At 57.9% G+C, this 14726-nt stretch carries 13 protein-coding genes; 7 read left to right on the forward strand and 6 right to left on the reverse strand.

Annotation, left to right across the window (positions count from 1 at the left end; translation table 11 throughout):
- The first annotated feature begins 31 nt into the window (after positions 1-31).
- The 4 genes from map to ACTJK5_RS05920 all read left to right on the forward strand — a co-directional run bounded on the left by map (position 32) and on the right by ACTJK5_RS05920 (position 4049).
- Positions 32-862, forward strand: coding sequence for a type I methionyl aminopeptidase (gene map, locus ACTJK5_RS05905; protein WP_062598095.1), 831 nt, complete (start codon positions 32-34; stop codon positions 860-862).
- Positions 863-880: 18 nt separating this feature from the next.
- Entirely contained in the window at positions 881-1711 is an 831-nt protein-coding gene (gene radC, locus ACTJK5_RS05910; RefSeq protein WP_440611998.1) for a RadC family protein, read from the forward strand.
- 192 nt (positions 1712-1903) lie between these two features.
- Positions 1904-2317, forward strand: coding sequence for a TadE/TadG family type IV pilus assembly protein (locus ACTJK5_RS05915; protein WP_062425425.1), 414 nt, complete (start codon positions 1904-1906; stop codon positions 2315-2317).
- Between the two features lies 1 nt (position 2318).
- Positions 2319-4049, forward strand: a complete 1731-nt coding sequence (locus ACTJK5_RS05920; RefSeq protein ID WP_440611999.1) for a TadG family pilus assembly protein — start codon at positions 2319-2321, stop codon at positions 4047-4049.
- A 66-nt stretch (positions 4050-4115) separates the two neighbouring features.
- On the opposite strand, the gene ACTJK5_RS05925 is transcribed toward ACTJK5_RS05920, so the two are convergent.
- Positions 4116-5492 (reverse strand): class II 3-deoxy-7-phosphoheptulonate synthase, encoded by a 1377-nt coding sequence (locus tag ACTJK5_RS05925; protein WP_440612000.1) that lies wholly within the window; start codon positions 5490-5492, stop codon positions 4116-4118.
- 499 nt (positions 5493-5991) lie between these two features.
- Between ACTJK5_RS05925 and ACTJK5_RS05930 the strand changes: the two genes are divergently transcribed.
- Positions 5992-6900 (forward strand): LysR family transcriptional regulator, encoded by a 909-nt coding sequence (locus ACTJK5_RS05930; RefSeq protein ID WP_440612001.1) that lies wholly within the window; start codon positions 5992-5994, stop codon positions 6898-6900.
- Here ACTJK5_RS05930 and gor read toward each other — a convergent pair.
- From gor to rpiA, 3 genes are all read right to left on the reverse strand, one after another.
- On the reverse strand, positions 6878-8266 hold the full coding sequence (gor, locus tag ACTJK5_RS05935; RefSeq protein WP_116493849.1) for a glutathione-disulfide reductase: 1389 nt from the start codon (positions 8264-8266) through the stop codon (positions 6878-6880). The genes ACTJK5_RS05930 and gor overlap by 23 nt on opposite strands.
- Before the next feature lie 211 nt (positions 8267-8477).
- Positions 8478-9074: a DUF2059 domain-containing protein gene (locus tag ACTJK5_RS05940; protein ID WP_062437632.1), complete on the reverse strand. Its 597-nt coding sequence runs from the start codon at positions 9072-9074 to the stop codon at positions 8478-8480.
- A 17-nt stretch (positions 9075-9091) separates the two neighbouring features.
- On the reverse strand, positions 9092-9790 hold the full coding sequence (gene rpiA / locus ACTJK5_RS05945) for a ribose-5-phosphate isomerase RpiA (RefSeq protein WP_113327085.1): 699 nt from the start codon (positions 9788-9790) through the stop codon (positions 9092-9094).
- 347 nt (positions 9791-10137) lie between these two features.
- On the opposite strand from rpiA, the gene gph reads away from it, so the two are divergent.
- On the forward strand, positions 10138-10827 hold the full coding sequence (gene gph / locus ACTJK5_RS05950) for a phosphoglycolate phosphatase (RefSeq protein ID WP_440612002.1): 690 nt from the start codon (positions 10138-10140) through the stop codon (positions 10825-10827).
- A gap of 120 nt (positions 10828-10947) precedes the next feature.
- On the opposite strand, the gene rpsD is transcribed toward gph, so the two are convergent.
- Entirely contained in the window at positions 10948-11565 is a 618-nt protein-coding gene (gene rpsD, locus ACTJK5_RS05955; protein WP_062425433.1) for a 30S ribosomal protein S4, read from the reverse strand.
- A gap of 436 nt (positions 11566-12001) precedes the next feature.
- On the opposite strand from rpsD, the gene ACTJK5_RS05960 reads away from it, so the two are divergent.
- The gene (locus ACTJK5_RS05960; protein WP_062437637.1) at positions 12002-12991 is read left to right on the forward strand and encodes a TerC family protein; all 990 of its coding nucleotides are present in this window, start codon (positions 12002-12004) and stop codon (positions 12989-12991) included.
- 95 nt (positions 12992-13086) lie between these two features.
- Here ACTJK5_RS05960 and ACTJK5_RS05965 read toward each other — a convergent pair whose 3' ends face one another.
- On the reverse strand, positions 13087-14604 hold the full coding sequence (locus tag ACTJK5_RS05965; protein ID WP_440612563.1) for a helicase HerA domain-containing protein: 1518 nt from the start codon (positions 14602-14604) through the stop codon (positions 13087-13089).
- Positions 14605-14726 lie beyond the last annotated feature (122 nt).

The raw sequence follows: 14726 nt of genomic DNA on the forward strand, positions 1-14726 counted from the left end.
CGCAGGTGAAAGTAAGACAGAAAGCGATAGAATGGTCACCTATATCGAAGCGGCATCCGCCCCCATGAAGAACACGGGCGTCATCCGCCTCTATAATGCCGAAGACTTCGAGGGCATGCGCAAGGCAAGTCAGTTGACGGCACGTTGCCTCGATGCGCTTGCCGACATGGTCAAGCCAGGGATCACGACCAACGCAATCGACCGCTTCGTCTTCGAATTCGGGGCCGATCACGGTGCGCTCCCCGCGACGCTGAATTACCGCGGCTATACAAAATCGGTCTGCACCTCGATCAACCACGTGGTCTGCCACGGAATTCCAGACGACAAGCCGCTGCGTGAAGGCGACATCGTCAATATCGACGTGACCTATCTGCTCGATGGCTGGTATGGCGATTCGAGCCGCATGTATCCCGTTGGACAGATCAAGCGGTCCGCCGAGCGCCTGCTCGAAGTCACTTACGAGTGCCTGATGCGCGGCATTGCAGCGGTGAGACCCGGCGTGCGGACCGGCGCCATCGGTGCTGCCATCCAGGCCTATGCTGAAGCGGAACGCTGCTCGGTGGTGACGGATTTCTGCGGCCACGGCGTCGGGCGCCTTTTCCACGATACGCCGAATATTCTGCATTACGGCAAGGAAAGCGATGGCCCGGAAATTCGTGAGGGCATGATCTTCACCATCGAGCCGATGATCAACCTCGGTAAGCCGCATGTGAAGGTTCTCTCGGACGGATGGACGGCGGTGACGCGTGACAGATCGCTGTCCGCCCAATATGAGCATGCCGTTGGCGTGACGGCGACAGGCTGCGAAGTCTTCACCTTGTCGCCGGGCGGCTTCGACCGGCCCGGTCTACCACCGCTCTAACGGGAGAGTTATCGCCAGATGGCAAAAGGTCCCTCGCCCGACACCGGAAAAGCATCAGCATTTGGCGAAACCTCTGGGGCGGGTGACCTGTTTGGCACCTCGGTAGACCTTGGCCTTCCCAGCGAGACCTCTCCTGCCCCAAAGTCCGCCAAGACGAAGGCCAGAGGCGGTGAGGAGATCGCGCATTATCACGGTCACCGAGAACGACTACGAGCAAAATATCGCGATATTGGCGATGTGGCGCTCGCCGACTACGAACTCCTTGAGCTTCTGCTCTTCAGGCTCATTCCGCGCCGCGATACAAAGCCGATCGCCAAGGCGCTGATCACCCGGTTCGGCACGCTTGGCGGCGTTCTCGGCGCACCGCCAGCGCTTCTGCAGGAGGTCAGCGGCGTCGGAGAGGCTGTGGCACTGGATCTGAAACTCGTCGCGTCGGTCTCACAGAGAATGCTGAAAAGCGAAATCCGCAACAAGCAGGTGCTCGGTTCGTGGTCGTCGGTTATCGATTACTGCCATGCCGCCATGGCCTACGAAACGCGAGAGCAGTTTCGCATTCTCTTTCTCGACAAGCGCAACGTGCTCATTGCTGATGAAGTGCAAGGCTATGGCACGGTGGACCACACGCCCGTCTATCCACGCGAGCTCGTGCGGCGCGCACTGGAGCTTTCCTCAACGGCGATTATCCTCGTCCACAATCATCCCAGTGGAGACCCGACACCCTCCAAGGCCGATATCGATATGACGAAGACCATCATCGATACAGCAAAGCCGCTTGGAATTGTCGTGCATGATCATATCATTATCGGCAAGGACGGGCATGTGAGTTTCAGAGGCCTGCGGCTTATCTGAAGACGACGACAGATTTCCGCCTGTTATGCCGGATAACCGTTACCCATCATCTTCGCTACTTATGAAGGCATATTGGGACCATCCCAAAGTGACACACAACCCAAAGCTTTGCCATTAAGAAAAAAACAACCCGCTTGAATTAGCATATCCGAAAATAACGCAACAAGCGTATCGGAGGGTGCCGTGGGACTTATGGCAAGAATGCTTCGTAATCGTGCTGGCTCATCCGCCGTCGAATTTGCGATTATTGCCCCTATCTTTCTGCTGGTTCTGCTGACCATGATTGCCTACGGCATCTATCTGATGACCGCCTATTCCGTGCAGCAGGTGGCAGCCGATGCCGCCAGAACCGCCATTGCCGGATTGAACAACAACGAACGCGAGGCGCTGGCAAAGGACTTCGTGTCCAGAAGCGCTCTCGGCTACGCCTTCATGGACAAGCGCTATTTCCATGTGACGGTCGGCAGCGATCTCAGCAATAGCAATCAGTTCACCGTGACCGTGGAGTATGATGCGACGGAGCTACCGATCTGGAGCCTGTATTCCTACGCCCTTCCGGAAAAAACCATCAAGCGTTTCTCGACAATCCGGATTGGAGGGGTCTGACATGGACAAAGCAGGATTTCGGCAATCGCGTTTCTGGCAAAACACATCTGGCAACATTGCCATCATGGCCGGGCTCACCGCACCGCTCTTTGCCGGCATTCTGGCACTCGGCGTCGATTACGGGGCGCTGACGCTGCAAAAGCGGGAGCTTCAACAGACGGCGGATCTTGCCGCTATTTCTGCTGCCGGCGCTCCCAATCCGGAACAAGCGGTGTTGCAGCACTTCAAGCTCAACGGCAAAAAGCTGGGCGTCAAAGTTCCGGCCGGCGTGCTGACGGATACGGGAATCGTGCCTCCCGATATAAACGGTGAAGTGCCTGGGATGGATGGCTATGCCGAGATTACCAAGGGTCGTTATGTGCCTGACCCGAATACTGAGGTCGGCCAGCGGTTTGTTGCAAATGCTACACCGCCCAATGCGGTGAAGGTCGAGATAGTTGAACGAGGGGCGCTCTTTTTTGCGTCGAGCTTCACCACGCCACCCAAGGTTTCGGCAGTCGGAACGGCGGCCGCACAGCGCGTAGCGGCCTTCTCCGTAGGGTCGCGTCTGCTGTCACTCAATGAAGGCATCCTCAATTCGCTTCTCAGTGGACTTTTGGGTTCCTCCGTCAGTCTCAAGCTGATGGATTATCAGGCGCTCGTCAGCGCCGACGTCAATTTGTTGAAGGCCATCGATGTCCTGGCGGTCGACCTCGGCTTGCAGGCTGGCACCTATCGCGAGGTGCTCGCCACGGATGTGACCGTCAGCAAGTTTCTCAGCGCCCTTGGGCGCACCAGCGGCCTGTCGCCCTCCGTCGCGGCTGCCATCAAGACCCTGGAGCGGACGGCAAACAAAAGCAGCATCAGCCTTCCTCTTGAAAAGATCGTCAATCTCGGTCCATTTCTGGACTCGATGGTCGGAAACAGCGAAAACCTCAAGGTCACGGCAGGTGTCTTCGACTTGATCTCCGCTGCAGCCGTTGCCGGCAACGGAAGCAAGCAGATTGCGATCAATGCGGGCGCGTCCGTTCCGGGGCTTGCGGGAACCAAAATCACGCTTGCCGTGGGCGAGCCTCCGGTCAGCACCCCGCCCTTGGCCGTTGGCGCATCTGGCACCGTCGTACGCACGGCACAGACACGCCTAGCCGTCGATACTTCCGTGGTAGGATTGAAAGCACTTCTCGGCCTGCAGGTTCAAATCCCTCTTTATGTCGAGGTGGCGAATGCGGAGGCACGGCTTGCCGACATCCGTTGCATGACGCCCGGTAATGGCGCGGTGGATATCGATGTGGTCCCGGGTCTTGCTGAGATCTCGCTCGGCACTGTCGACACCAGTGCATTCAACAATTTCGGGCGCACGCCACGCGTTACCAAAGCGTCGATCGTCGATTCTGCCGTGGTCAGGATCAACGGCATGGCGCAGATCAACAGCGGCAACATGACGAAAAGCCGACTGACCTTCTATCAATCGGAAATCCAGCTCGGCAAAATCAAGCAGGTCTCGACGAAGGATGTCACCACATCGCTCGTCACCTCGCTTCTGAAGAAGCTCGATCTCGATATCAACGTGCTGTTCCTGACGATTGGCTCACCCACGGTTCTCCAGGCCGCGCTTGCCGATACGCTGGGTGCTGCGACGAAACCGATCGATGAGCTGCTCTACAACACCTTGCTCGTGATGGGCGTGAAGATTGGTGAAGCGGATGTGCGGGTGACGGATCTGCGCTGCATGCAGCCTGTTTTGGTTCAATAACTCTGCTTAAACAAGAAAGCCGCCGGATCGCTCCGGCGGCTTTTGTATGTCTGCCTGTCAACGAGATCAGGCGTTGGCGACGGCCAAGCGCTTTTCGTCGCGACCGCTCTTCATCCGCTCGGACAGGAGGAACGCCAGTTCCAGAGCCTGGTCTGCATTGAGGCGCGGGTCGCAGTGTGTGTGGTAGCGATCGGACAGCGAGTCGGCGGTCACGGCGCGCGCACCGCCGGTGCATTCCGTGACGTCCTTGCCGGTCATCTCGATGTGGATGCCGCCTGGATGTGTGCCTTCAGCGCGGTGGATCTGGAAGAAGCTTTCCACTTCCGACAGAATGCGCTCGAATGGACGCGTCTTGTAATGGTTGAGCGTGATGGTGTTGCCGTGCATCGGGTCGCAGGACCAGATGACCTTGCGACCTTCCTTCTCAACGGCGCGGATGAGCTTTGGCAGATGGTCGGCGACCTTGTCATGGCCAAAGCGGCAAATCAGCGTCAGGCGTCCTGCTTCGTTGGCAGGGTTCAGCGCGTCGATCAGCTGGATCAGATTGTCCGGCTGCAGCGACGGGCCGCACTTCAGACCGATCGGGTTCTTGATGCCGCGGAAGTACTCCACATGCGCGTGATCGAGCTGGCGCGTACGGTCACCGATCCACAGCATGTGGCCGGAGGTCGCGTACCAATCGCCCGACGTCGAGTCGATACGGGTGAATGCTTCTTCATAGCCGAGAAGCAGCGCTTCGTGGCTGGTGAAGAAGTCCGTTTCGCGAAGGCTCGGATTGTTTTCGGCGCTGATGCCGATCGCCTTCATGAAGTCCATGGTTTCGGAGATGCGACCAGCAAGCTTGCGGTAACGATCCGCCTGCGGGGAATCCTTGACGAAGCCGAGCATCCACTGATGCACGTTTTCCAGATTGGCATAGCCGCCCATGGCGAAAGCGCGAAGCAGGTTCAGCGTGGCAGCCGACTGGCGGTAGGCGTCCAGCTGGCGCTCGGGGTTGGGAATGCGCGAGGCTTCGTTGAACTCGATACCGTTGATGATGTCACCACGGTAGGACGGCAGTTCCACGCCATTTTGCGCTTCGATGTTGGAGGAGCGCGGCTTGGCAAACTGACCGGCGATGCGGCCGACCTTCACGACAGGCAGTTGCGCGCCATAGGTCAGGACAACGGCCATCTGCAGGAAGGCACGGAAGAAGTCACGAATGTTGTCGGCGCCATGTTCCAAGAAGCTTTCGGCGCAATCTCCACCCTGCAGCAGGAAGGCTTCGCCTTCGGCAACGCTGGCGAGCTGCTTCTTCAGGCGGCGTGCTTCGCCGGCAAAAACCAGCGGGGGATAGCTTGCAAGCTGGGCTTCCGTTGCTGCAAGCGCAGCAGCGTCCGGATATTGCGGAACCTGCTGGATGGGCTTCTGTCTCCAGCTCCCGGGCGTCCAATTCTGTGCCATTCTACTCACCTGTCTCCCCGCCCGAAAAATTGCGCGGGCGTGCGCACCTTTAAAAATTGAGCGGCTTATAAACCTTTGCAGGGAGCTTGCCTAGTCAATTACCGACGCTTTTGGACCTGCGGAAAGTGCTTGGAATTCTGGATTATCCTAGAATTGAGGCCCGTGTGCTTCACGTCGTTGTTTCTGCTGCTAATCGCGACTGCACAACCGCTGCACGACGCGCCAGAGAAACAAGCCGAAATGGTCGAGACCGGTCGATGGCCATGTCTCCCATCGGTGATCATCGCCACTTTTCCTCTCTTTGACCTGGTTACGCGTCATCCTCTCCATTGCAAACATCGTTTCTGGCAACATGATTTTTCTCCTGTGTTCCCGACAGGAGGTAAGGCAGAGGCTGCGACGGGCGTAGATGCAGGAATGAAAGGCTCGTTTCACCGGCAAACGATGCAAAGCCAGATGGATCCGGCTATAAATGCCCCTATCAGCCGGAGAGCCTTCCATGACAGACGTAAACTGGGACGATCTGAAACTCTTCCATATCGTTGCGACCGAGGGTGGTCTTGCAGGCGCGGCAAGCCTGACCGGCATCAGCGCGCCGACGATCGGCCGAAAGATGCTCTTTCTTGAACGGACGATGGGACGCACGCTCTTTATCCGCAGCCAGCAGGGCTACAAGCTGGCGCCCGACGGCGTGATCCTGTTTGAACGCGTTCAACATATGAGGCGGACGGCAGCAGAGATCAGCCAGTGGCACGGCGATGCCTTTTCGCTACCGATCGTTTCGATTTCCTCCAACATCTGGCTCATGGGTTTCATCGCAGAAAACACGAGCGCCATTCGCGGACCGGATGATGCCTTTAGACTTTGCTGCAAGCATTTCGGTCCCGACGATGATCTGACCTACCGACGCGGAATGATCGGGGTCTTTGACGCATCCCCGCAGCATGGCAATTTCGCGGTGCGCAAGTCCGTCACGGTCAATTACTACGCCTACCGGTCGGACGGACTGGCGCCGACTGCATCGACGCCCTGGATTTCAATCGGCACGGAAGTCGCGGCGTCGGATGCGGAGAAGTGGGTGTTTCGCAATCGGGAGCAGATGATCCACACATGGACAAATGCGCCAGCGCTCTTGCCGCGCCTGATCCACAGCGGGGCCGGCAAGGGCGTGTTGCCCGCCTATATCGGCGACACTCTGCCAGGCGTGGTGCGAGACGGTGAGATCATTGAGGAACTCGCTCACAACCTGTGGATCACCGTCAACGACGATGATCGCCACACAGCGGAAATGCGGGTTGCCATCGACAGGCTCGCTGCGCTTTTAAAGCGCAACGAGCGACTATTCGAAGGCATGCAAGCCGAGCCTGTCGACCGGCAGAGCCCGGTTATACTCTTTCCCCGTTCTTGATGCGGTAGCTTGGCGAATACATCGTCACCAGTTCCTCGGCAGCCGTCGGGTGGACGGCCATGGTGGCGTCGAAGTCGTCCTTGGTGCAACCCGCCTTCAGCGTGATGCCTAGAAGCTGCGCCATCTCACCGGCCTCATGCCCCAGTATATGCGCGCCGACGACCTTTCGATCGGCAGCGTTCACAAGAAGCTTCATGATCGTCTTTTCCTGACGACCGGAAAGCGTTGCCTTCATCGGGCGGAATTGCGCGCGGTACACCTCGACCTCTTCGAACTTCGAAGCCGCCTGCTCTTCCGAAAGCCCGACCGTGCCGATTTCGGGCTGGGAGAAGACTGCAGTCGCAATCAGATGATGATCGGGCTTTGTCGGGTTGTTCTTGAATTCCGTCTCGATGAAGCACATCGCCTCATGGATGGCGACTGGCGTCAGCTGTACCCGATCGGTGACGTCGCCGAGTGCGTAGATGTGCGGGACGTTGGTGCGCGAATAGTCATCGACAATGATCGCGCCCTTCTCATTGATCTCGACTCCTGCCTTTTCAAGCCCGAGCCCCTTGGTGTTGGGATCGCGACCAAGCGCCAGCATGACGAGACCAACATGAACCGACGCGCCCTGCTTGGTGCGGGCCACGAAGCCGCCTGCCCCATCCTTGCTCACCTCCTGGATCACGTCTTCCAGGATGATGCGGATGCCCTTGGCTTCCATCGCTTCATGCAGGCCCTTGCGCATGTCGCCATCGAAGCCGTTCAGGATTTCCTTGCCGCGATAGATCAGCGTCGTTTCGACCCCAAGGCCATGGAAGATATTGGCAAATTCAACGGCGATATAACCGCCACCAGCAATCAGGATGGATTTCGGCAGCTCTTCCAGATGAAACGCTTCGTTGGAGGAAATTGTCAGTTCATGGCCTGGCAAGGAGGTGTGAGCATTTGGCGTGCCGCCGACGGCAATGACGATGCGCTCTGCCGTCACCGTCTGTCCGGTGCTGAGAAGCTTCACCGTGTGTGCATCGACAAGCTCTGCACGGCTATCGAAGATCTCGGCCTTGGCGTTTTCCAGACCCTTGCGGTAAAGACCCTCCAGGCGCTCGATTTCCTTGTCCTTGGCAGCAATCAGCTTTTTCCAGTCGAAGGTGCTTTCGCCGACAGTCCAGCCAAAGCCTTTGGCATCTTCAAAATGCTCAGGATATTGCGACGCGTAGACGAAAAGCTTCTTCGGCACGCAGCCTCTGATCACGCAGGTGCCGCCATAGCGATACTCCTCGGCAATGCCGACACGCTTGCCAAGCGACGCCGCCACGCGGGCGCTGCGCACGCCGCCGGAGCCGCCGCCAATAACAAAAAGATCGTAATCATAGGACGTCATCATAAACCCCTGTCATCGGCCGAGCCGCTCGAACGACGTACATTATCGACTGTCGCAGCATGGAAAATCAGCCTGTTAAGCGAAGCTGAGCGCCTTATGAGCGCGCGATGCCGAGGCATCTTCCTGATGCTCATATAGGTGCCGGTAGCGGCAAAAGAAAAGCCCGGAATCTCTTCCGGGCTTTGAAAAATACTGAACGATCAGCCAGCGATCATGGCTTTGGCGCAGGAGCCGCAGGGGGAGCAGTCGTCGCTCCAGGAGCGCCGCCAATGTTGGATGCATTTGCAGGAAGTGGCTGCAGATCAGCGCCGGCGACCTTCTGAAGCTCCGCCATGCTGGAGGCGTTGAGATCGCGGTTGATACCAGCTGCCCAGATGTCGGCGGCCTTCATCAGCTCACGCGTGGCGATCGGTCCATCCTTGAGGAGTTTCTTGCCGGCATCGCTGCTGTAGAAGGTGGAAATGGCCTTCAGCTCTTCGACCGAGAAGGCGCGCGCATAGGTGAGCGCCGCTTCGCGTTCCAGGTCGGCACGGCGTGGTGCGAGTTCCAGCGCCTTGGCGTCGACCGTTGCAGTGATCTGGTCTTCGACGTTTGGCGACGACTGAATGAGTTCAGACTTCAGACGCTCAGCAAGACCCGGCAGAATGTTGTCGAAGCGATCGGTCACGCCCAGTGCCGTGATTGCCTGCTTTGCAGCAGCGATATGCTCTGCAGAAATTTCCTGCGCACGTGCGGCAGTGCCGAACACGAGGCCGGAAATAAGGATCGAAGCAGCGGCAGCTTTGCCCAGTCCCGCTATTTTACCCATGAACTCTCTCGCTCCTATTATATTTTCGCCTGCATAACGCGGGCGCCATCCGGCCCTGCTATGATGGCAAGCGATGCCAAATTAATGAAAAGTCCGTGCTCGACGACCCCGGGAATCGTATTCAGCTGACGTGCCAGCGCTTCTGCATCAGGAATACGGCCAAATGATGCGTCGAAAATGAGATGACCACCATCGGTTTTGAACGGTCCGTCCTCGGAAGAACGCAGCTTCAACTCGCCCGAAAGACCCATTTTGGAAGCCAGTTTCTCGATTGCGATACGGGTTGCAATCTGGCCGAAGGCATTGATTTCGATGGGAAGCGGAAAGGCTCCCAGCGTCTCGACCACCTTCGTCTGATCCGCAATCACGATCATGCGGGCCGAAGCGGCCGCGACGATCTTTTCGCGTAGCAAAGCACCGCCGCCGCCCTTGATCAGACGAAGACCGTGATCGACCTCGTCGGCGCCATCGATCGTCAGATCGAGTTCTGGCAGTTCATCCAGAGATTTCAGCGGAACACCAAGCTCGACGCACAGACGCGCGGTGCGTTCCGATGTCGGGACGCCCTGGACTTTCAAACCGTTCGATACTTTTTCGGCAAGCAGGCGGACAAACTCTTCCGCGGTGGACCCTGTACCGATGCCAAGACGCATGCCGTCTTCAACATGGGCAAGGGCAGCCTCTGCTGCCTTGATCTTCATTTCGCGGGCATCCATACGCCTGCAACTCCGATTGACTCATGGGCTGCGCGGTGACTATCCGCACCAATTCGCCCTGGTGGTTGTGCGTCGGAGAGGACAGATGACTGGCCTCACTTTTGCGACTGCGTGTGTTTACACGTCTAGAAACTCAAACGAAAGCCCCTTTTGCTGCTTCGAAATGGACCATTCAAGGGTTTCGTTCGAAACGAGATTACCTCCTGCACTGGATCGTCGAGAGACAGTCCCAAAGCTCTGTTCAGACCTTGAAACGACACATCGTGCTTTTCCGAAAATCGGTTACGATTTTCGGGCCGATGCTGTAGGTTCTCGCAATATTGACACAGACAGACGAGGTTTCCTCTTTGACTTCACCCCTTGTTATTTTCGATCTCGACGGCACACTGGTCGACACCGCCCCCGACCTGATCGACAGCCTGAACCACACGATCGCGGCCGCAGGCCTTATGCCCGTCACCTTCAACGACCTTACGCATCTCGTCGGCCAAGGCGTTCGTGTCATGGTCCAACGCGCCTTTGCGCTGAGGAACAAGGAGTTGCCAAAGGAAGACGTGGAGCCGCTGCACCAACGGTTCATTGCCCATTACAAAGAAGAGATGCCGGGTCAGAGCAAGCCTTATCCCGGTGTTCCCGAGGCTTTGGATCGGCTGACTGCGTCAGGTTTCCGACTTGCCGTCTGCACCAATAAGACGTCTGATCTGGCCCTTCCCCTGCTCGAAAAACTCGGACTGAAGGACCGCTTCGAGACGATGACCTGCGGAGACACCTTCGAGTGGCGCAAGCCGGATGCCCGGCATATCCTCGGAACCATCGAGAAAGCCGGTGGCGATGTGACCCGTAGCGTGATGGTGGGCGACAGCGTCAACGATATCCTTGCGGCCAAAAATGCCAAGATCCCTTCCATCGGCGTGACCTTCGGCTACACCGATGTTCCGATGGCAGAGCTTGGACCGGATGTGACGATCGATCGCTATGACACGCTGGATGCAGCACTTGTCGAAAGACTTCTGGCGCAGCGCGTCGCCGCGGCCTGAAGGCGCGGCATACCGTGAAAGTCCTTGGCCTCGCGCCAAGGACTGAAATTTCCTCATCAAAAAATGCGCACAAAAAAGCCGGCCACAGGGACCGGCTTTTTTGCTGAACTTGAACGCGGATTAACGCGAGTAGAATTCGACGACCAGATGCGGTTCCATGATGACGGCGTAAGGCACGTCAGCGAGAGCCGGTACGCGAGCAAACGTCGCGGTCATCTTGTTGTGATCGACTTCGATGTAGTCCGGAACATCGCGCTCTGCGAGCTGAACAGCTTCGAGAACGATTGCGAGCTGCTTGGACTTCTGGCGAACTTCGATAACGTCGCCAACCTTGCAGCGGTAAGAACCGATGTTGACGCGAACGCCGTTAACCGTGACATGGCCATGGTTGATGAACTGGCGAGCCGCGAAAACGGTCGGTACGAACTTGGCGCGGTAGACGATGGCGTCCAGACGCGACTCGAGCAGACCGATCAGGTTCTCGGAGGTGTCGCCCTTGCGGCGGTTAGCCTCGTCGTAGGTTGCACGGAACTGCTTTTCGCGGATTTCGCCGTAGTAACCCTTCAGCTTCTGCTTGGCGCGCAGCTGCGTGCCGAAGTCGGACATCTTGCCCTTGCGGCGCTGGCCGTGCTGGCCGGGGCCGTATTCGCGACGGTTAACCGGGGACTTCGGACGACCCCAGATGTTTTCGCCCATGCGGCGGTCAATTTTGTACTTGGACGATTCGCGCTTGCTCATCGTATTTCCTTCTCAACAGTTTATACCGATCTGTTGCCAGATCGGATTAAGGAAACACGCCCTCCTCTGAGGTTCTGTTGAAGAACCTCTGACAGGCTTCTCACATGCGATATGGAGAGACCACGGGACATGTCGGTGATGTTGACCGCCGAACGTCAGCTATTTACTGCAAGGCAGTCAACGAAACACACCGGGCATTGCTACCCGGCGTTGGAGCGGCTTCTAGGGGCGCTTCATAAAAATGTCAACGATAAAACGATAAAAGCCTCTTGAAACCTGCGCCGCGCCTCCCATTTCATCCTGGTGATCAGGACTCGGGCCCCTCTGGCGTATTACCGGACAATACGCGATGTCGAGTCTCCAAGGTTGGGGCGTCGTCTATTTCTCATCACGTTCCCGACCATTGAGCCAACCTCGTCCGGACAAAGGTTGACTGATGGACTTTCTGTTTACGGATTTTCTCGGTACCCCCACATGGATGTGGGGCATTTTCATCACTCTCGTTTTAGGCCTCCTGGCGCTCGATCTTGGCGTTCTGCATAAGAACTCCAAGGAAATCGGCATCAAGGAAAGCCTGCTGATGTCAGGCTTCTACATCGCCATCGGCTTGGCTTTCGGCGGCTGGATCTGGTTCCAGTCCGGTCAGCAGCCGGCGATGGAATATGTCACGGGCTTCGTGGTGGAAAAAAGCCTGGCGATGGACAATATCTTCATCATCGCCATGATTTTTTCCTACTTCTCGATCCCTCGTCAGTACCAGCACCGCGTGCTGCTATGGGGTATTCTCGGCGTGATCGTCCTGCGCGGTATCATGATTGCCGCCGGTGCTGCGATCGTCGAAAACTTCCACTGGGTTCTCTACCTCTTCGCCGCCTTCCTGGTGTTCACGGGCATCAAGATGCTGTTTTCGGCAGATCACGAGGAACAGGACATTGGCAAGAACCCGATCCTGAAGTTCCTGCGCTCGCGCCTGCCTGTCACCGAAAAGCTTCATGAGGAGCGTTTCTTCGTCAAGCAGCCCGACCCCAAGACTGGCCGGTTGAAGACCTTCGTCACGCCGCTTTTCCTGGCGCTTATCATGGTCGAAATCGCCGACCTGATCTTTGCGGTGGACTCGATTCCGGCGATCTTCGCGATCACCACCGATCCGTTCATCGTCTACACGTCGAACATCTTCGCGATCCTTGGACTGCGCGCCCTCTACTTCGCACTTGCCGCCCTGATCCACCGCTTCGCATACCTCAAATATGCCCTGGCTGCGGTTCTGGTCTTCGTCGGCTCGAAGATTTTCCTGGCGGACATGCTGGGCATCGCAAAGATCCCGCCGTCCATTTCGCTCGGTATCACCGTTGCGATCCTTCTGACAGGCATCGTTGGCTCGCTGTTTGCCACGAGAAACGACAAGAAGGTCATCGACGAAGTCTAAAAGACTTCACCTTCAAGACTTGGAAAGGCGGTTCGACCCGCCTTTTTCTATGGGTGGATGAGAGTTTAGCGATTTGGAGATTGACGAGATCGACGTTATTCCGCGGCCAGGCTCACATCGCCGTCGGGCGCATCTGCGTCGCCGGGCGCGGTCTTGGCGTCAAGCTCGGGGAAAGCCACGATGCGCTTGCCGGAAAAGTCCGCATGCACCACGACCAGTTCCTTTTCCTCGAAGTATCCAAGCAGTCGTCTTGCGCGACGCGCCGAATGGGTGCCGTATGCGCGCGCAATCCGCGCATCCGAGGGGCATGGCTCTTCGGCAAGAGCTGCCTTCACCAGAAGCAGGAAGACGCCTTGCAGGTCATCCGAGACGCTGCGGGACAGCTCCAGAGCTTTCTGCCAATTTTCGCTTGCTGCCATCTCCACATCGACACCCGAGCGCGTAATCGCGATCTGGCGACGGAACTCCGATAGCGCCATGGGCGTGCCGGGAATACGGCGCATGCGGGCGCGAACGAGAAAGTCCTGATAGAGGACGGCATCGGTGCGATAGGCCGATTGCGGGTCATCGAGGATTTCAGTCAGAACAGCCGTGATCTTTTCTTCACGCTCTTCCGGCGTCAGTTCCGGCTGGCTCGAACGCGAAGGTTGTTCGGAGGCTGATGCGATGGCCGCTGGTGTCGAGCGCGAGAGTTCGGCGAGAATATCGGTCGTCGGCCGCGGCGCTGGCGGCGTGCGACGGACGACAGGACGATTGAACTCTTCCGGGTCTGGCGTGAAGATCAAATCCTCCACATCCTGCGGCGCGTCCGGCAGCGGCATGAGCTTCGGCGACGAGGAGCGCGCCGAGGTCTCCACCGGGCCGATAACGATCGGCAGCGGACGCCGCGACAGAGCCGGTCCGAGGGCGACGAAATTGCCGCGCTGAAGATCGCGGAACATTTCCGCCTGACGACGATCCATGCCGAGAAGATCGGCGGCGCGCGCCATGTCGATATCGAGGAAGGTGCGGCCCATGAGGAAGTTGGAGGCTTCCGCCGCAACGTTCTTGGCAAGCTTTGCCAATCGCTGCGTGGCGATCACACCGGCAAGACCGCGTTTACGCCCGCGGCACATGAGGTTGGTCATCGCGCCGAGCGAGGCCTTACGCGCATCTTCGGTGACTTCGCCACCGACGGAGGGCGCGAACATCTGCGCCTCATCCACGACGACCAGAACCGGGTACCAATATTCGCGATCGGCATCGAACATGCCATTGAGGAAGGCGGCGGCGGCGCGCATCTGCTGCTCGATATCGAGACCCTCCAGCGTGAGCACGCAGGAGACACGGTGCTGGCGAATGCGGTTGGCAATGCCTGTAAGTTCGGCTTCGGTGCGCTCCCCATCCACCACAACGTGACCGAACTTGTCGGCCAGCGTAACGAAATCACCTTCGGGATCGATGATGACCTGTTGCACCCAAGGGGCCGATTGCTCCAGCAAACGGCGTAGCAGATGCGACTTTCCGGAACCGGAATTGCCCTGAACCAGCAAACGCGTGGCGAGCAGTTCCTCAATATCGAGCTTGGCACTTTGCCCGCCCGAAAGCGTTCCCATGTCGATACCGACCTGCACGTTGACCCGTCCCTGCACTGCAATGATCAAAAGCGCCGCTTTATCGCGCGACGAACACTCTCTTTACCAAAGTTTTCCACAAATGCCCCGCTGCATCGCAACAATGCACAGGGAATTGCAGA

Origin of the sequence: Agrobacterium sp. 22094 (assembly GCF_052046015.1) — a bacterium.
Lineage (GTDB): Bacteria > Pseudomonadota > Alphaproteobacteria > Rhizobiales > Rhizobiaceae > Agrobacterium > Agrobacterium cavarae.